12 protein-coding genes are annotated in these 17,800 nt (G+C 68.4%); 3 read left to right on the top strand and 9 right to left on the bottom strand.

Annotation, left to right across the window (positions count from 1 at the left end):
* The first annotated feature begins 8 nt into the window (after positions 1–8).
* Positions 9–1,793, top strand: coding sequence for an ABC-F family ATP-binding cassette domain-containing protein (locus tag K2Y03_RS06925; RefSeq protein ID WP_294089522.1), 1,785 nt, complete (start codon positions 9–11; stop codon positions 1,791–1,793).
* Between the two features lie 33 nt (positions 1,794–1,826).
* Here the strand turns inward: K2Y03_RS06925 and K2Y03_RS06920 are convergent, their stop codons facing one another.
* The 5 genes from K2Y03_RS06920 to K2Y03_RS06900 form a co-directional block, all read right to left on the bottom strand.
* Positions 1,827–2,825, bottom strand: coding sequence for a sensor histidine kinase (locus K2Y03_RS06920; protein ID WP_294089518.1), 999 nt, complete (start codon positions 2,823–2,825; stop codon positions 1,827–1,829).
* Between the two features lie 82 nt (positions 2,826–2,907).
* The gene (locus tag K2Y03_RS06915; RefSeq protein WP_294089516.1) at positions 2,908–4,962 is read right to left on the bottom strand and encodes a tetratricopeptide repeat protein; all 2,055 of its coding nucleotides are present in this window, start codon (positions 4,960–4,962) and stop codon (positions 2,908–2,910) included.
* Positions 4,955–6,295 (bottom strand): PEP-CTERM-box response regulator transcription factor, encoded by a 1,341-nt coding sequence (prsR, locus tag K2Y03_RS06910; protein ID WP_294089514.1) that lies wholly within the window; start codon positions 6,293–6,295, stop codon positions 4,955–4,957. The genes K2Y03_RS06915 and prsR overlap by 8 nt, the downstream gene beginning before the upstream one ends.
* Complete coding sequence (gene prsK, locus K2Y03_RS06905) at positions 6,292–8,334, bottom strand: XrtA/PEP-CTERM system histidine kinase PrsK (protein ID WP_294089512.1); 2,043 nt, start codon at positions 8,332–8,334, stop codon at positions 6,292–6,294. Before prsK ends, prsR begins: the two co-directional genes overlap by 4 nt.
* Positions 8,331–9,719, bottom strand: coding sequence for a TIGR03013 family XrtA/PEP-CTERM system glycosyltransferase (locus K2Y03_RS06900; protein WP_294089510.1), 1,389 nt, complete (start codon positions 9,717–9,719; stop codon positions 8,331–8,333). The genes prsK and K2Y03_RS06900 overlap by 4 nt, the downstream gene beginning before the upstream one ends.
* 177 nt (positions 9,720–9,896) lie before the next feature.
* Between K2Y03_RS06900 and K2Y03_RS06895 the strand changes: the two genes are divergently transcribed.
* Complete coding sequence (locus tag K2Y03_RS06895) at positions 9,897–10,949, top strand: mannose-1-phosphate guanylyltransferase/mannose-6-phosphate isomerase (protein ID WP_294089509.1); 1,053 nt, start codon at positions 9,897–9,899, stop codon at positions 10,947–10,949.
* A 74-nt stretch (positions 10,950–11,023) separates the two neighbouring features.
* Here the strand turns inward: K2Y03_RS06895 and K2Y03_RS06890 are convergent, their stop codons facing one another.
* From K2Y03_RS06890 to K2Y03_RS06875, 4 genes are all read right to left on the bottom strand, one after another.
* A complete protein-coding gene (locus tag K2Y03_RS06890) occupies positions 11,024–12,478 on the bottom strand; it encodes a S41 family peptidase (protein ID WP_294089508.1) in 1,455 nt (484 codons plus the stop codon).
* Positions 12,479–12,513: 35 nt separating this feature from the next.
* Positions 12,514–13,815, bottom strand: a complete 1,302-nt coding sequence (locus K2Y03_RS06885) for an amidohydrolase family protein (protein WP_294089507.1) — start codon at positions 13,813–13,815, stop codon at positions 12,514–12,516.
* Complete coding sequence (locus tag K2Y03_RS06880) at positions 13,812–15,233, bottom strand: amidohydrolase (RefSeq protein ID WP_294089506.1); 1,422 nt, start codon at positions 15,231–15,233, stop codon at positions 13,812–13,814. The genes K2Y03_RS06885 and K2Y03_RS06880 overlap by 4 nt, the downstream gene beginning before the upstream one ends.
* A gap of 128 nt (positions 15,234–15,361) precedes the next feature.
* Positions 15,362–16,513: an acyl-CoA dehydrogenase family protein gene (locus K2Y03_RS06875; RefSeq protein ID WP_294089505.1), complete on the bottom strand. Its 1,152-nt coding sequence runs from the start codon at positions 16,511–16,513 to the stop codon at positions 15,362–15,364.
* A 149-nt stretch (positions 16,514–16,662) separates the two neighbouring features.
* Here K2Y03_RS06875 and K2Y03_RS06870 point away from each other — a divergent pair, with 149 nt between their 5' ends.
* Positions 16,663–17,670 carry a fumarylacetoacetate hydrolase family protein gene (locus K2Y03_RS06870; RefSeq protein ID WP_294089504.1) on the top strand — a complete coding sequence of 336 codons (1,008 nt, stop codon included), beginning with the start codon at positions 16,663–16,665 and terminating at the stop codon, positions 17,668–17,670.
* Positions 17,671–17,800 lie beyond the last annotated feature (130 nt).

The raw sequence follows: 17,800 nt of genomic DNA, 5'->3' as shown, positions 1-17,800 counted from the left end.
CGGGCGGCATGGCAGCACCCGTCCTCTCCTATGAAAATCTTGGCCTGGTTCAGGGGTCGGGCTGGCTGTTCCGGGGGCTGGACCTGTATGTCGGCGCGCGCGACCGGCTGGCGCTGATCGGGCGCAACGGCGCGGGCAAGACCACGCTGCTGAAGCTGATCGCCGGTGCGATCGAGGGGGATGAAGGGCGCCGCACCATCGTGCCGGGCACGCGCGTGGTGCTGCTGGAGCAGGACCCGTCGGTCGCGGGCTTTGCCACCTTGCGCGATTTCGTGCTGGCCGGGGCCGACGCCCCCCCCCCGCATGAAGCGGACGCGATTGCCGACCAGCTGGGCATCGACCTGGCGCGCGAGGCGGCGCGTGCTTCCGGCGGCGAGCGGCGGCGCGCGGCGATCGTGCGCGCGCTGGCGCAGCAGCCCGATGTGCTGCTGCTCGACGAGCCGACCAACCATCTCGACATCGCCGCGATCGAATGGCTGGAAAACTGGCTGGCGCGCTTTGCCGGGGCGTTCATCGCCATCAGCCACGACCGCGCCTTCCTGACCCGGCTGACGCGGCAGACCTTGTGGCTCGACCGGGGCACCATTCGCCGTGCCGAGATCGGCTTTGGCGGGTTCGAAGCCTGGACCGAACAGGTCTATGCCGAGGAGGCGCGCCAGGCCGAGCGGCTCGATGCGCGGCTGAAGCTGGAGGAGCATTGGCTGCAGCGCGGGGTGACCGGGCGCCGCCGGCGCAACCAGGGCCGGCTGGCCAAGCTGCACGAAATGCGGGCGCAGCGCGCCGCGATGCTGGGGCCGCAAGGCGCCGCCAACCTCTCCATCGGTGCCGACGACACCAAGACCAAGATCGTCATCGACGCCAAGGGCGTGACCAAGCACTTTGGCGACCGCGTCATCATCCGCGACCTTAATCTGCGCGTCACCCGGGGCGACCGGATCGGCATTGTTGGCCGCAACGGCGCGGGCAAGACGACGCTCATCCGCCTGTTGACCGGCGAACTGGCGCCCGATGCCGGCGAGGTGCGCCGCGCCAAGACGCTCGACGGCATCGTCATCGACCAGCAGCGCCGGCTGATGGCGCCGGAAAAGAGCGTGCGCGACGTGCTGGCCGATGGCGGCGACTGGATCGAGGTACTGGGCGCGAAGAAGCATGTCGCCGGCTATCTGAAGGAATTTCTGTTCGACCCTGGCCTCGCCGACGCGAAGATCGCCACGCTGTCGGGCGGCGAGCGGTCGCGCCTGCTGCTGGCGCGCGAATTTGCCCGCCCCTCCAACCTGCTGGTGCTCGACGAGCCGACCAACGACCTCGACCTGGAAACGCTCGACCTGCTGCAGGAAGTGATCGCCGATTATGACGGCACGGTGCTGATCGTCAGCCACGACCGGGATTTTCTGGATCGCACCGCAACGATCACGCTGGGGCTGGATGGCACGGGCACGGTCGATATCGTTGTCGGCGGCTATGCCGATTGGGAGGCAAAGCGCCGCCCGGCCCAGGCCGCCAGGCGTGCCCCCGCCAAGGCGGCGCCCACCCCTCCCCCGCCGCCGCCACCCGCCCGCGTGAAGCTCAGCTACAAGGATCAGCGCGACTACGACCTGCTGCCCAGGCGGATCGAAGAACTGGACGCAGCGATTGCGCGCGACGAGGCGGCGCTGGCGGACCCGGCACTTTATGCCCGCGATCCAGCGCGCTTTGCCGCGCTGACGCAGGCCATCGCTGCCGCGCGCCGCGAAAAGGATGCCGCCGAGGAACGCTGGCTGGCGCTGGCCGAGCAGGTGGAAGCGCTGGGTTAGAAGTTGGGCTGAGGCGGCACTGGCCCGCTCCCCCTAACCCGCCACCGTCAACACCGCGCGGGTGCCGGTCGAATCGCTGGCAAAGGCCATGGTGCCGCCCGCCTGCCGGGCAAAGGCGTCGATCAGGCGGATGCCCAGCCCCCCTTCGGGCGCTGCATCGCCGCTCTGGGTGCTGGCCATGCCGATGCCGTCGTCGCTGACGCTCAACGTCCAGCCGTCGGCGATCAGGCGGAAGCTCACGGCGATGCGGCCATTGTCGCGCCCGACAAAGGCGTGCTTGGCGGCGTTGGTCACCAGTTCGTTGACGATCAGCCCAATCGACACCGCCCGGTCGCGTGGCAAAGCAGCGCTGTCGCTCTGGCAATCGAGCGTGATGCGGTTGCCGAGCGTGAGCGCCATGCCCAGCGCCTTGCACAGGTCGCCCAGATAATCGCGCATCTCGACCGTGCCCGGCCCGGCGGGGCCGCGATAGAGATAGCGGTGCGCGCGGGCGATGCTTTCCACCCGGTTGAGCGCGGCGGACAGCGCCTCGGCCGCGGCCGGATCGGCGCGGCGGCGCTGCAGCTCGAGCAGGCTGGCAACCGTCGCGAAGTTGTTCTTCACCCGGTGCTCGAACTCGGCGAGGAACAGGTCACGCTCGGCGATCTGGCGGTCGCGTTCGGCGGCAGCGGCATTGACCAGGCGCCGGAACAGCTCGGCCACCACCAGCGTCAGCGTGGCCGCCGTTATCACCACGATCAGCGTCGGTTGCGGCTGGGTGATGGCAGCGGTGGAGGCCGGCGCCATCAGCCAGAACCAGGCAAAACTGATGGTCAGCGCGGCCGTGACCAGCCCGGCCAGCCAACCGCCCATCAACGTTGCCAGCATCACGCCGGGATAGACAAAGGCAAAGGGCGCGACGCCGGGCATCAACCCAGTGAGCGTCAGCCGCAGCAGCCCCACCGCCGCACCGCACGCACCGCCAATCGCCACGGCCACCAGCCATCGCGCCGGCCCGGGTGGAAACGCGCCGGGCAAATCGGTGATCGCCATTTTCTTCATGATGCGGCCGTACAGGGCGCGCAGATGCGGCCTGAGTCAACCACCTACGCCGTGAATTGTAACGGACCCGGTATTAACCCTTAGCGTCCAGAACCTTGAGCAGTGCGCGAGCGGCCGCTGCATCCTCAAAACCGGGGTCGGCAAGCGCGGCCTGGGCATGGGTGCGGGCGCCGGCTGCGTCACCACTTTCGGCGAGCGCCTGTGCCAGGTGCCAGCGAAGCAGCGCGTGCCGGGGCGCAATCGACACCGCCTTGGTCAGCAGCTCCACCGCTTGCGGGAGCGCTTCCTGCTGGAACAGCGCCCAGCCATAGCTGTCCACCACCGCCGGGTTCATCGGCGCCAGGCGATAGGCATTGGCGGCATAGAGTTCGGCCACCTCATCCTCGCCGCTGCCGGCATAGGCAACCGCCAGTTCCGCCAGCAGCGCCGGATCGCGATTGCCCAGGTCGCCGCGCAGCCCCTCCAGCGTGTCGATCGCGTCATCCCAGGCGCCGGTGGCGATCTGCCAGTGCGCGGTCAGCCGGCGGGCCGCGATGTTGCCCGGGTTCTGCGCCAGATAGAGCGCGACCACGGTTGCCGCCTTGTCGCGCTGGCGCAGGCGTTGCAGCGCCTCCACCGCGCGCAGCATGGTCGGCTCGTCAAAGCGCAGATCGGCGGCGCGGGCATAAGCGCGCGAGGCTTCCTCGGGCCGGCCGAGCGCCATCATCACATCGCCCACCAGCAGATGCGCCTGCGGGGCACCGGGATAGGTGCGGGCCAGCGCCTGTGCCCGGCTCAGCGCCTTCGCCGTCTGGCCCCGGAACAGCAGCCCGCGCAGATATTCGATCTGGACGATGGGGTTGGCGGGCGCCTGCTCGGCGGAAAGGCGCAGCTGGGCAAGGTCGTCGTCGATGCCGAACTGGGTCGCTGCCGTCAGCGCCGGGATGGCGGCACGGTCGAGATAGGTTGCTGCCCAGTCGCGCTCGCCATTTGCTTCGAACGCGCGGCCGACCAAGGCGAGCGTATAGCTGTCGGCGTCACCGCGCAGCGCGATCGGCCGCAGCACCGCCAGCGCGCCCTTGTTGTCGCCCGCGCGCAGCAACGCCGCGCCCAGCAGGCGCCGCGCCTCCAGGTTCATCGGCGCCATGTTCAGCACCGCGCGCCAGCGGTTGATCGCCTGCTGATAGGCGCCATCGGCATAATCGAGCGCGCCGGAAAGCAGCAGCGGCCCCGGCTGGCCATCCAGCCCGCCGCCGGTGCGCTGGAGCAGACTGCGCGCCAGTTCGGTATTGCCGGCCCGCGCCGCCATCACCGCCTGAAGATAAAGCGCGCGCGGGCTGCCCGGCCGCGCGGCGAGCGCCCGGCGGGTCGCATCGAGCATCGCCCGGTAGCGGCCGGCATCGCCCAGTGTTGCCGCATATTCGATCAGCGTGTCATGCCGCCAGGGGTCGACCTTCAGCGCGCGCTCGAACCACGGAATCGCGGCGACCAGCCCATATTGGCCGCGCACCAGCTCGGCGCGCAGGGTGAGCGCGTCGACATTGTTCGGGTCGCGTTGCAGCGCGCGGCCGGCGGCGATGATCGCACCGCCGATATCGCCGCTCAGCTGGCGTACGCGCGCCAGATCGGCCCAGGCGGCGGCGCTTTTGCCGCCATCGGCCGCCAGCACCCCGGCGAGCAGCCGTTGTGCACCCGGCATGTCGCGCTTGGCGGCAAGCGCGCGGGCGGCAACGCGCAGGGCATAGCCGGCATAGCGCGGCGGTGCCTTCGCCGCCTCGGCCAGCGCGCGGTCGGGCTGCCCCTGCAGCAGCAGTGCCTCGGCCATCAGCTGGTGGGTGCGGCTCATGTCGAAGCCGGCGGCCTTGGCGCGGCCCAGTTCGGCCTGCGCCGCCAGCCCCTCGCCCAGCGCCAGATAGGTGCGCGCCAGCACCGCATGGGCAAGGCCGGACCGGGGCGCAGCGCGCGCGGCCTTCAGCGCCCAGCTGCGCGCTGCGGTTGCCTCGCCCCGGTTGAAGAGCGCCATGCTCTTGTCGAGCGCGGCGCGCGGGTCGACGCTCTCGCTGGCGGTGGAGCGCGCGGCATAGACGGCGCCGCCTGCGACAATCGCGGCCACGGCGCCGATCGCGCCCAGTTTGAACAGCTTAGGCATGGAGGTCATAGCTCTTCAGTAGGTCATAAAGGGTCGGCCGGCTGATCCCGAGCAGCTTGGCCGTGGTCGAAATATTGCCCTGGGTGCGCGCCAGCGCCTGGGTGATGGCAGCACGGTCGGCCGCCTCGCGCACCGCCTTCAGGTTGAGCGGCAGCGGCGCCTCCGGCTCGGGCAGGTCCAGATCGGCGGGGTTGAGGCTCTTGCCCTCGGCCATGATCACCGCGCGCTTCAGCCGGTTTTCCAGCTCGCGCACATTGCCGGGCCAGCCCCATGCCTCGATCGCGGCGCACGCCTCGGCCGACAGACCGGTGACCGGGGAGTGCATTGCCTTGGCGTGCTTGGCCATGAAATGCCGCGCCAGCAGCACGGCGTCGCCCGGCCGCTCGGCCAGCGACGGAATGCGCACGACGATTTCAGCCAGGCGGTAATATAGGTCTTCGCGGAAGCGCCCGTCGGCGACCATCGCTTCCAGATTCTGGTGCGTCGCGCAGACGATGCGGGTGTCGACCGCAATCGCGCGGCGGCCGCCGATCCGCTCGATCACGCGCTCCTGCAGGAAGCGCAGCAGCTTGACCTGCAGCGGCAGCGGAATGTCGCCCACTTCATCAAGGAACAGCGTGCCGCCCTGGGCCTGTTCGATCTTGCCCTCGGTGGTCTTCACCGCACCGGTAAAGGCGCCCTTTTCATGCCCGAACAGCTCGCTTTCGAGCAGCGTCTCGGGGATCGCCGCGCAGTTGATCGCAACGAAGGCGCCCTTGGCGCGCGGCGATGCGGCGTGCAGCCCGCGGGCCAGCAATTCCTTGCCGGTGCCGCTTGCACCCAGCAGCATCACCGAGACATCGGCGCCGGCGACCCGTTCGATGGTGCGGGTCACCTTGTGCATCTCGGGCGCGGCGGTGATGATGCCGCCCAGCCCCGCTCCGCCGGTGGCCGCCGCCAGCCGCCGGTTCTCCGCCTCCAGCGCCTGCACATGGAAGGCGCGGGCAACGATATGGCCCAGCGCGTCGATGTCGATCGGCTTCTGGTAAAAGTCCCACGCCCCTTCGGCGATGGCGCGCAGAGCACTGTCGCGCGCGCCATGGCCGGAGGCGACAATCACCTTGGTATCGGGCTTCAGCCGCAAAATCTCGGCCAGCGTCGCAAAGCCTTCGCTGGTGCCGTCGGGATCGGGCGGCAGGCCCAGGTCCAGCGTCACCACCTCGGGCTCCTCGGCGCGCAGCGCGTCGATGGCGCCGGCCCGGTCGGTGGCGCTCAGCACCTGATAGCCTTCATAGGCCCAGCGCAGCTGGCGCTGCAGGCCCAGATCGTCCTCCACGATCAGGAGTTTCTTCATGCGGCCTCCTCCAGCCGGGACGCGCGCTTGTCGGCGGCGCGCAGCGTGATGCAGAAGCGGGTGCCGGCGCCTTCGCGGCTGTCGACGCTCACGCTGCCGCCCATTGCCTCGGCCAGCTGGCGCGCCTCGAAGGCGCCCAGGCCAAACCCGCCCGACTTGGTCGAGACAAAAGGCTTGAACAGCTGATCGCGGATGAACGCCGCGCTCATCCCCGCCCCCTGATCGACGACGCTGATGGTGATGCCCTCGGCAGCTTCGGCGACATCGATCGCCACCGGCGCGGCGGCCGGGCTCGCCTCCACCGCGTTCTGCACCAGATGGCCCAGCAGCTGCTCGACCCGGGCCGGATCGGCGAGCACCACCGCATCGCGCAGGCCGCCCGCCACCACCGGATGCTCGCGCCGGCGGGCGGCGACGCGCTCGATGATCGGCCAAAGCGGCACCGGGGCCAGCGGCTCGGCACTGCGCTGATGATGCTGCGACAGCCGCGCCAGCAGGCTGTTCATCCGCGCCGTTGTTTCGTTGAGGCTGGCCACCATGTCGCGGCGGAAATCCGGATTGTCGGCATGGCGTTCGGCATTGCGGGCCACCAGGCTCAGCTGGCTGACCAGATTCTTGATGTCGTGAAGGATGAAGGCGAAGCGGCGGTTGAACTCGTCGAACCGCGCCGCCTCGGCCAGCGCGCCTTGCGCCCGCGCCTCCGCCAGATAGCTTGCCACCTGCCGCCCGGCCAGGCGCAGCAGGTCCAGGTCCTCCCAGTCCGGCCGGCGGTCGATCGGCGGACGGGCGAGCAGGATGGCGCCGGTCAGCCGGCCGAAATGGATGAGCGGCACCAGCACCCAGGCATCGCTGCGCTCGCACATCCAGGCGGGCACGGCGGCGGCCTCGGCCGCGTCGCCGGTGCCGCTGCGGGCATCGTCGATCGCCACGATCCGCGCGGTGGCCGCCAGATAATCGGGCAGGCGGGCGTCGGTCGCCGCTTCCGCGCCGGGCCAGTTCCACGCGGCGCGCTGCACCAGCCCCGCCCCGTCGCGCACCAGCAGCAGGCCGCCGGGCGAATCGGTCAGGTCGGCGACCGCCTTGATGATGCGCTCGTCGAGCGGCGGCGCGCCCGCGCCCGGCTCGCCCAGCGTGTCGGTGAAGCGCAGCCATTCGCTGCGATAGTCATAGCGGTGGCGGAACAGGTGCTTGGCCAGCTTCACCCGCGCCCAGGCCCGCAGCCAGGGCGTGGAAACCAGCGCGAACAGCGCCGCGGTGCTGCCAAAGACGAACGCGGTCTGGATCAGCCGCGCCTGCGCGCCGCCCAGCGTGGCGATGCCGCTCATCGCCATCGCCATCGCCATTACATACAGCCCGGCCGCGCCCAGCGTGAGCGACTGATAGGCCATGGTGCGCGACAGCTGGAGCGACCAGTCGCCATTGCGGTGCACCGCGAGTGCAAAGATCGGCGCGACCAGCACCATCGCGAGACCCCGCACCGCCACCAGCGTATCGCCACCGCCGGCACCAAAATAGACTATTCCGTAGATACCAAGATCAACCAGCCACATGTCCGCCAGCGCCAGCACGAGCAGGCGGACACCTGCCCGTGCATCGGGGGCGACGGCGTGATGGAGTTGATGGACCAGCAGCAGCGCGGCCACCGCCACCATCATGCGGAACACGACCACTGTCGGCTGCAGCGCGGCCGCCTGCGCCGGGGGCAGCGCCGCCGCAATCGCGGCCAGCACGCCGCCCGCCACCACGATGAGCGCGGCGACGCCATAGATGGTCAGGATCGCCGCTTCCTCCGCCGCGCGGCGGTCGCGCCGGACGAGCGCGAACATGAAGCCCAGCCAGGCCAGGTTGCGCGCCGATTCGGCAAGTGCTGCCATCGGGTCTGCCGCACCAATCCCGGCCACCGCCAGCGCCCATAGCGCGGTGGCCGCCAGGCCGACGGTGAAGGCCAGGCGCGGCACCGTGCTGCCCGCGCGGCGCCCCTCACGCAGGGCCAGCAGCGCGAACAGCAGCGCTGCCAGCGCATGAACCCAAAGGATCACCGCGCCCCTTCCGGAAACAACACGACCCGGATCGTCTGCAACAGGATCAACAGGTCGAGAAAGGGCGAGTAATTCTTCGCGTAATAAAGGTCATATTCCAGCTTCTGGCGCGCATCTTCGATCGAAGCACCATAGGGATAGTTGATCTGCGCCCAGCCGGTGATGCCGGGCTTCACCATGTGCCGCTCGGCATAATAAGGCAGCTTCTGTTCCAGATCGTCGACAAATTGCGGGCGTTCGGGGCGCGGGCCGACAAAGCTCATCTCGCCCTTCAGCACGCTCCACGCCTGGGGCAGTTCGTCGATGCGCAGCTTGCGGATGACGCGGCCGACGCGGGTGATGCGCGGATCGTCTTTTTCCGCCCACACCGCCTTGCCGCCCACCTCGGCGTCCTGCCGCATCGAGCGCAGCTTGACGATGTCGAACCCCTGGCCGAACAGGCCGACGCGGCGCTGGCGATAGAAGACCGGCCCCTTGCTCTCCAGCTTGATCAGGATCGCCGTCACCAGCACCAGCGGCGCGGTGAGGATCAGCAGCACGATGCTGGCGGTAACGTCGAACAACCGCTTGAACACGCCCGACAGCATCCGCCCGGACGAGAAACCATCCGAAAAGATCAGCCAGCTGGGGTTCACGCTGTCGAGATCGACCCGGCCCGTCTCGCGCTCCAGAAAGGTAGAGATTTCATTGACATGGACGCCCGTGGTCTTGATGCGCAGCAGGTCTTTCAGCGGCAAGGCGTTGCGCCGTTCCTCGAGCGCCAGCACCACTTCGCTGGCGTTGAGCAGCACGACATGGTCGGCCAGATTATAGATGGCGTCGCGGGCAATCGCCTCCGGAATCACGCGGGCGGACTCGCTCATCGAGATATAGCCGACGACGACAAAGCCCGAGCCCGGCCGCTGCGACAGCTGCTTCAGCCGCTGTGCCCGGTGGCCCGCGCCCAGCACGACGATGCGCCGCTTGAACGCCTGGCTGCCCAAGGTCTTGCCGAGCAGAATGCGCAGCGCCAGCAGCATCAGGATCGACAGCGCCATCGCGTAGAGCAGGTTGGATCGCCAGAAGGTCAGCTCCGGCACCAGGAAGAAAACGGTCGCCTGAATGATGACGCCCAGCGACACCGCCACGATCAGCCGCGCGGTCGCCACGCGCAGCGACTGCAGCGCATCGGTGCCATAAACGCCGACCGCGATCATCGCCGTCATCAGCGTGGCGGCGAACACGCCCAGCTGCGGCAGGCGCGCCACAATCGGCTCCACCGCCATGCCGATCTGCCCGGCACGCAGCACCCAGCCCAGCTCGCCCGCGCCCATCAGCACGATGATGTCGAGCAGCCCCAGCAGCAGCACGGCATTGGGCACATAATGCTTGAACAGCCTGATCATGCCGCAACCCCTTAGCGTGCGAGTGTAAACAAATCCGACACCAGCCGCGCAACCGTGACACAAATTGCCGAACAAAGCGTTGCGCGGAGAAGAGTTTTTCGCCGCCGAAAATGCCCGGTTTGCGGATGGCGCGGCCGCCGCTATGCAGCCGCAGATTTGTGCGGGGGGAGGAAGAATATGTCGTCTGCAAAAGTGGTGCCGGTCATCCTGTCGGGCGGGGCGGGCACCCGGCTGTGGCCGATGTCGCGCGCGGAAAGCCCCAAGCAGCTGCTGCCGCTGACTGCCGACGAAACCATGCTGCAGCTGACCGCGCGCCGCACGGCGGACGATGCCCAGTTCGCGCCGGCGATCGTCGTGGCCAATGCCTTTCACGCCGACACGATCGAGGCGCAGCTGGGCGCGGTGGCGGCCGGCGCCTCGGCGCTGATCCTGGAGCCGATCGGCCGCAACACCGCGCCTGCCATCGCGCTCGCCGCGATTGCCGCCGGCGGCGATGAAACGCCGCTGCTGGTGATGCCGTCGGACCATGTGATCGACGATGTCGCCGCCTTCCACGCCGCGATCGCGCGCGCGCTGCCGCTGGTGCGCGAAGGCTGGCTGGTGACGTTCGGCATCACGCCCGACGCGCCCGAAACCGGCTATGGCTATATCCAGGCGGCCGATGAGGTGGCGCCGGGGGTGCACCGCGTGGCTCGCTTCGTCGAAAAGCCCGCGCGCGCGGCGGCAGAGGCAATGCTGGCCGCCGGCAATCATTACTGGAATGGCGGCATCTTCATGTTCCGCGCCGACATCTATCTGGGTGAGCTGGCCGCGCACGCGCCCCAGATGCGCGTTTCCGCCGGCCAGGCAATGGACCGCGCCCGCCACCAGGGCAGCCGCATCTATCCCGATGCCGACGCCTTTGCCGCGTCGCCCGCCGACTCGATCGACTATGCGGTGATGGAAAAGGCCGGGCGCGTGGCCTGTGTGCCGGTCAGCATGGGGTGGAGCGATGTCGGCAGCTGGGACGCGCTGCACGCGCTCTCGCACTGCGATGGCGACGGCAATGCCTGTCGCGGCGACGTGGTCGCGCTCGACACGAGCGGCTGCCTGATCCGCTCCGACGGGCTGCGCATTGCCGCGGTCGGGGTGAGCGACCTGATCATCGTGGCGAGCGGGCAGGATGTGCTCGTGCTGCCACGCGGCCGCTCGCAGGAAGTGAAGCGCCTGCTGGAGGCGATGAAGCGCTGAGGTGGTTCCAGCCAGAACCACTTTCACCGTCACCAAGGCAGCGGGGCCCCGGATCAAGTCCGGGGCGACGGCCGCTAGAACAACCCCGGCACATAGCGCTGGGCAGGGTCCGGCCGGTCCGGCATCAGCAGCAGCGGCGGGGGCGGCGCGAGCGTGGCGGTGGCCGATTGCGGCTCCAGCCCGGTGCCGCCCGCTGCCGCAATCGCGGTGCAGCTCTGCCCGGCCAGGAAGTTGAGCGCGGCCCGCACCGACGCCTCCTGCGGGTCGCCCAGTGGTCGTGAGAAATCGTCCGCTGCCTGGCACGTCACGTCGAGCGTGCGGGCAAGGCCGTCATAGAAATCGCCCTGCCGCGCGCTGTTCTGGCTGGCAAAGGCGACGATGCGCAGCCGGTCGTCACACTGCGCCCGGTCGACCGCGATCTGGCCGACCGGCTTGCCGAAGGTGTTGGTGCCCACCAGCGCCAGGTTGCGCCGGAAATAGGGCTGCATGCTGTTGATCACATTCTCGCTGGCAGAGGCGGTGCCGGCCGCGCCGATGAACGCCAGCCGCACCGGCGCTGCCGATTGGGGCTGCGGCCGGAACAGGCGGGTGGAGTTGTTGGCCGCCTTTTCCGGGCGGAAGGTGGTGAAGCTGAACACCTCTGACGCGGCGCGGTTGCCGCCCAGCAGATCGCCCATCAGTTCCGATGTCGAGACCAGCCCGCCGCCATTATAGCGGAAGTCGATGATGATGTCGGTGATGCCCTGGTTGCGGAAAGTGTTGAACGCGTCGCGCAGCGGCTGGTCGGCGCTGGAGATGAAGGTGCGCAGGTTCAGATAGCCCACCCGCCGCGCGCCATCATTGATGATCTGCGCGCCATAACGGGGCGATACCGGGAGCAGCGCATAATCGGTCTTGGTCAGCGTCACGTCGCGGGTGCCGGCCGTGTCGCGCACGCGCAGCACGCGGGAGAGCCCCGCCGTGCTCGGCCCCAGCGCGTTGGTGATGCCGGCGCTCCCCTCCGCCGCGATGATCGTGTTGACGGCGCGCAGCGTGGCGGTGCTGGTGCCGATCGCCAGTATCTCCGCGCCGCGATCGACCCCGGCTGCGAACGCTGCGGTCCCCTCAAACGTCTCGGCAATGAACACGCGCTGGGCAATCGTGTCGGTGGAGACGCGGAAGCCGAAGCCTGCGCTGCTGCCCGAGGCGAGGAATGCATTCTCCTCCGCAATCGAGGTGATGAAGGTGAAGAAGCGGTCGCGGCGCTGGGCGCGCGCGGTGGCGGTCAGCGCGTCGATATAGTCGCCAACGGTGCTGAACCCGGCCGGGCTGAGCGCGGTGGGCAGCGTTTCGGGGAACAGATACCATTCGCGCAGCTGGGCGGCGGCCCAGTCCTGCCGCGCGACGAGCGAACAGGTGTCGGCCGTGCCGCCGCCGGTGGTGCCGCCGCCCGTGCCAGACGTGGCACCGCCGCCGCTACCGCTGCACGCGGCAAGCAGCGCCGCGATCCCTGCCAGCCCCAATCCTGTCCACCGCCAACCCAGACGCATCGGCACCCCATTACGGCGGCGCCAACGCTCATCCGTCAGCGCTCATAGGCCTTTGGTAGCGCGCCTTCCTGCGGCTGGCGATAGCGTTTCAGGAGCTCGGCCTGCCTTGTGTGGAGTGTTTGATTTACACCATCGATATAGACTTTGGTGGCGACGCTGCTCAGTTCCAGCGGATCGCCCGACCAGATCACCACATCGCCGCGCCGCCCGGGCCGCAGCGAGCCGATTTCTCCTGCCATACCAATGGCTTCGGCGGGTTTCGAGGTGATCGCGGCAAAGGCGGCGTTCCAGTCCAGCCCGGTCGCGCCGGTCACCTTGGTCAGCGCGACCAGATTGCCGGCATATTGTTTTTCCTGCCGGGCCTGGCGCGCGTCATTGTCGTTGATCGTGCCGATGCCCACCAGCACGCCGGCGGCGCGCATCCGCCCGACATTGGACTGGGTGGCGGCCAGCTTTTCGAACGATTCCGGCAGATCGTCGAGCGCGGAGGCGATCACCGGCACCTTGGCGGCGGCCAGCTCGCTTGCCACCATCCACCCCTCGGCAGCGCCGACGAACACCATCTTGAGCAGCGGGTAATCCTTGCGCAGCGCGATCAGCGCCAGCATGTCCGACGCGCGCTCGACATGGATGAGGAGCGGCTCGCGGCCCATCACCACGCCCTGGAGGGCCGCCGCATCGGCGCGGTTGAGCAGCGCATCGCGGCCATTGTCCGGGTAGGCGGCGGGGGCTCTGGCATAGTCGCGTGCCTGCGCCAGCGCGTTCCTGAACGCGGCCAGCGCCGCCGGGCGGCTGCCCCCGGCCGCACCGGCGCCGCTTTCGCCATATTCCATGAACTGGAAGGCACGCGGTGCGCTGACCGGATCGCCGGCCACTGCCAGCCGGATGACGGCACCGCGCCCGGCAAAGATCGATCCGCGCGCTTCCGGCGCCACGATCGCGCGGGTGATGCCCTCGGCACGGTTGAGCGTGATCGCGCTGGTGCGCGGGTTCACCGCCGGCGCAATGTCGATCGCGGCGTGGAAGGGGGAGCCGTTCGCGCCCGAATCATTGGTCTGGTCGACCGCGTCGACCTCGACAATGCCGATCCGCGTGAAGCCGGCGACGATGCCCGGCGTCACATAATTGCCGCCGGCATCGACCACCTCGATCCCGGCGGGCACGGCAACGCCCTTGCCCGCCGCCGTCACCCGGCCGCCCTGGATGACCACGGTGCCGCCGTCGATGGGGGCGGAACCGTCGCCGATCACCAGCCGGGCATTGGTGATCGCCACCGACTGGGCAGCGGCGGGCGCGGCCAGCGCCAGCACGGCGCAGCTCAATGCATAGCGGATCATTTCACGTCTCCCGCGCCGGGTTGGCCAAGCTCGAAATCGGAAACCGGGCGCAGCGCCGGATTGTTCATGTCATAGAGCAGCGCGCCGTCGATCCACACTTTTTCGGGCCGGGCATAGACGCTGAACGGGTTGCCGTTCCACAGCACGACATCGGCCATCTTGCCGGGTTTCAGGCTACCGGTCTTGTCGGCGATGCCCAGCGCCTTGGCCGGATTGTAGGTGAGCCAGGTCCAGGCGGTGGCGTCGGAAATGTCGAACCCGGCGCGGCGGCCGGCGGCCAGCGCCTTGGCCACTTCCTGATTGAGCCGCTGGATGCCGTTGGCGTCGTCCGAATGGATCATGCCGCATGCGCCGCTGTTCTGCAGGATGGCGAGGTTTTCGCTGATCGCGTCATAGGACTCCATCTTGAAGCCCCACCAGTCCGCCCACACCGCCGCGCAGGTGCCGTTCGCCTTCAGCAGATCGGCGATCTTGTACGCTTCCACCGCGTGGTGGAAGGTGGTCACCTTATAGCCGAACTCCTTGGCCATATCGAGCACGATGGCCATTTCGTCGGCGCGGTAGCAGTGGTTCTGGACCAGAATCTCGCCCGCCAGCACGCCGCGCAGCGTATCCATCGCAATGTCGCGCGCGGGCGGATCGCCGCCATCCTTTTCATATTTGTCCCAGCGCCGCTTATACTCTGCGGCGCGCGCCCAGGTGGCGCGGTCGACCGCGATATTGCCCATCCGGGTGGAAGGCTGGCGCCCCTTGCTGCCATAGACGCGCTTGGGATTTTCACCGCACGCCATTTTCAGGCCATAGGGCGCGCCGGGGAACTTCATGCCCTGCACGGTGCGGGCATAGACATTCTTCAGCACCACCGAACGACCACCGAACAGATTGGCGGAGCCGGGCAGAATCTGCAGCGTCGTCACCCCGCCATTGGCGAGCGCGCGCGAAAAGCCCGCATCCTGCGGCCATACGCTATGTTCGGCCCACACATCGGCGGTGACGGGGCCGGTCGCCTCGTTCCCGTCGGACAGCGCCTGCACCTGGGGGCTGGGATAGTCGCCCAGATGGCTGTGAATGTCGATCACGCCGGGGCTGACGACCTTGCCGGTGCCGTCGATCACCGTCGCACCGGCAGGGGCGCTGACGGTTTCGCCGAGCGCGACGATCTTGCCATCGGCGAACAAAATCTGCCCGCGATCGATCCGGCCGCCCTCGCCATCGAAGATGGTGACGTTGGTGATGACGGTCGGCACCCCGCCATAGGGCTTGTAGGTGCTGGGATAGGGATCGCGGCTATAGGCTTTGCCGGGGGACGGCTTGGGTGGCGGGGCTTCTTTTTCCTTGGCCTGGCCGGGCGGCGTACCCGCTGCCACCAGCCCTGCCGCCACTGCCAGCGTGACCGCCAGCCTGACCCCGTTCGCCATCCGCTTCTCCCATGTGTCGAGCGCGAGAAGGCGGGAGTGTTGGGCGCGTACGCTGCCAGTGTCAACCGGATTGGACGACATTTTTCGTCCAATCCGGTTGACGGATCAGGCTTCGGACGATGCCCGCGTCAGAGCGAGCGGCCGATCAGTTCCTTCATGATCTCGTTGGTGCCGCCGTAAATCCGGCTGACCCGCGCCGCGCGCCACATGCGGGCGATGGGATATTCGTTCATATAGCCCGCACCGCCGTGCAGCTGCAGGCATTTGTCCATCACTTCCCATTGCAGCTCGGTATGCCACAGCTTGGCGGCGGCGCCTTCGGTGGGCGTCAGCTCCTTGGCCAGATGGCGCTTGATCGCCCAGTCGAGATGCGCCCAGCCGACCTGCAGCTTCGATTTCAGATCAGCCAGCACGAAGCGGGTGTTCTGGAAATCGAACACCATGCCGGCAAAGGCCTTGCGCGTCTTGGTGAACTCGACCGTCTCGTCGAATGCCTTTTGCGCGCTCGCCTGCGTGCCGATGGCGATCGACAGCCGCTCCTGCGGCAGCTGGCTCATCAGATAGATGAAGCCCATGCCTTCCTGCCCCAGGCAGTTGGTCATCGGCACGCGCACATCCTCGAAGAACAGCTCGCTGGTGTCGGCCGCATCCTGGCCGATCTTGTCGAGCTTGCGGCCGCGCTTGAAGCCCTCGCGGTCGCTTTCCACCAGGATGATCGACATGCCCTTGTAAGCGGGCTTGGCGTCGGGGTCGGTCTTGGCGACGACCAGGATCAGATCGGCATTCTGGCCGTTGGTGATGTACGTCTTGCTGCCGTTGATGACGTAATGATTGCCGTCCTTCACCGCGCTGGTGCGGATCGACTGAAGGTCGCTGCCGGTGCCCGGCTCGGTCATCGCGATGGCGGTGATCGTCTCGCCGGAGACGAGGCGCGGCAGCCACTGCGCCTTCTGCTCTTCGGAGCCGTACGCGACCAGATAGTCGCACACGATGTCGGACTGGAGCGTGAACCCGGCCGGCACGCCCAGATACGCCATCTCCTCATTGACGATGCCGTTATAGCCAAAGTCCAGGCCCAGGCCGCCATAAGCCTCCGGCACGGTGGGGCACAGCATGCCCACCTCGCCCGCCTTGCGCCAGAATTCCTTGGGGACCAGCCGGTCCTGCTCCCATTTGTTGACGTTGGGCACGCCTTCCTTCTGCAGGAACTGGCGCACCGTCTGGCGGAACGCCTCATGGTCCTGATTATAGGCAAAGCGGCCGGGCAGGGTGTCGAGCATCTCTCTCTCCAGTGAAGTTTGGCGGAGAAGTTGCTGGGTGAAACTGGTCGGGTCAATCCCCCTTGGCAGTATGGGCGCGCGGCCGAGGCGCAAACGCATCTCGACTTCGCCCGTCGCCCGGGGATAGGGATAGGAAAAGGGAGAGCGATATGAAACTGGCCAGCCTGAAACATGGACGCGACGGGCGTCTGGTCGTCGTGTCGGACGATCTGGCCTGGTATGCCGATGCCGGCCATATCGCGCCGACGCTGCAGGCCGCCCTGGATGACTGGGACCGGGTGCAGCCCGCGCTTGCCGCGCTGGCGACCGATCTGGCGCATCAGGCGATCCCGCTGGAGCGGTTTCACGAGCATGACGCGGCCGCCCCGCTGCCGCGCGCCTATCAATGGGCGGACGGCTCTGCCTATGTGAACCATGTCGCGCTGGTCCGGCAGGCGCGCGGCGCCGAAATGCCCGACAGCTTCTGGCACGATCCGCTGATGTATCAGGGCGGGTCGGACGGGTTTCTGGGGCCGCGCGACCCGATTCCGCTGAAGGACGAGGCCTGGGGCTGCGACCTGGAAGCAGAAGTGGTGGTGGTGACCGGCGACGTCGCGATGGGCGCCAGCCGCGACGAAGCGCTCGCCGCGGTCCGGCTGGTCGGCCTCACCAACGATGTGTCGCTGCGCAACCTCATTCCCGGCGAACTGGCCAAGGGCTTCGGCTTTTTCCAGTCGAAACCCGCCAGCGCCTTTTCGCCGGTGTTCGTGACGCCCGATGCACTTGGCGACTGGTGGCAGGGCGGCAAGCTCCACCGCCGGCTGTGCGTCGACCTGAACGGCCAGCCCTTTGGCCGGGCGGAGGCGGGGGTGGACATGACCTTCGACTTCGGCACCCTCATCGCGCATGCGGCGAAAACGCGCGCGCTGGGCGCGGGCACCATCATCGGCTCGGGCACCGTCTCCAACCGGGGCGCGGATGGCGGCCCGGGCAGGCCGATTGCGCAGGGCGGCGTCGGCTATTCGTGCCTTGCCGAAATCCGCACGGTGGAAACCATTGCCGAGGGCGCGCCGCGCACCCCGTTCCTGAAGGCCGGCGACACCGTGCGCATCTGGGCCGAGGATGACCGCCACCACAGCATTTTCGGCGCGATCGAGCAGACGGTGGTCGCGGTTTAGCAGCGAAGGCTTGCGTCACCCCGGCCTTGTGCCGGGGTCCACTGCGGTGCTTTTGGCGGCAAGCGGCACACCCGGCGCACCGGTGGATGCCGGAACAGGTCCGGCATGACGGATGCGCACAACTTGCCCA

Source organism: Sphingomonas sp. (assembly GCF_019746015.1).
Classification (GTDB): domain Bacteria; phylum Pseudomonadota; class Alphaproteobacteria; order Sphingomonadales; family Sphingomonadaceae; genus Sphingomonas.
The sequence above is the reverse complement of the archived record's forward strand: the minus strand, read 5'-3'. Positions and strand labels throughout refer to the sequence as shown.

Excerpts from the sequence above, each read along its gene's own strand:
- K2Y03_RS06900 (WP_294089510.1), bottom strand. The coding sequence starts at position 9,719 with ATGATCAGGCTGTTCAAGCATTATGTGCCCAATGCCGTGCTGCTGCTG.
- K2Y03_RS06875 (WP_294089505.1), bottom strand. The coding sequence starts at position 16,513 with ATGCTCGACACCCTGCCCGGCCGCTTTGCCTATAATCAGGACCATGAG.
- K2Y03_RS06890 (WP_294089508.1), bottom strand. The coding sequence starts at position 12,478 with ATGCGTCTGGGTTGGCGGTGGACAGGATTGGGGCTGGCAGGGATCGCG.
- K2Y03_RS06880 (WP_294089506.1), bottom strand. The coding sequence starts at position 15,233 with ATGGCGAACGGGGTCAGGCTGGCGGTCACGCTGGCAGTGGCGGCAGGG.
- K2Y03_RS06870 (WP_294089504.1), top strand. The coding sequence starts at position 16,663 with ATGAAACTGGCCAGCCTGAAACATGGACGCGACGGGCGTCTGGTCGTC.
- K2Y03_RS06885 (WP_294089507.1), bottom strand. The coding sequence starts at position 13,815 with ATGATCCGCTATGCATTGAGCTGCGCCGTGCTGGCGCTGGCCGCGCCC.
- prsR (WP_294089514.1), bottom strand. The coding sequence starts at position 6,295 with ATGAAGAAACTCCTGATCGTGGAGGACGATCTGGGCCTGCAGCGCCAG.
- K2Y03_RS06895 (WP_294089509.1), top strand. The coding sequence starts at position 9,897 with ATGTCGTCTGCAAAAGTGGTGCCGGTCATCCTGTCGGGCGGGGCGGGC.
- K2Y03_RS06925 (WP_294089522.1), top strand. The coding sequence starts at position 9 with ATGGCAGCACCCGTCCTCTCCTATGAAAATCTTGGCCTGGTTCAGGGG.
- K2Y03_RS06915 (WP_294089516.1), bottom strand. The coding sequence starts at position 4,962 with ATGCCTAAGCTGTTCAAACTGGGCGCGATCGGCGCCGTGGCCGCGATT.
- K2Y03_RS06920 (WP_294089518.1), bottom strand. The coding sequence starts at position 2,825 with ATGGCGATCACCGATTTGCCCGGCGCGTTTCCACCCGGGCCGGCGCGA.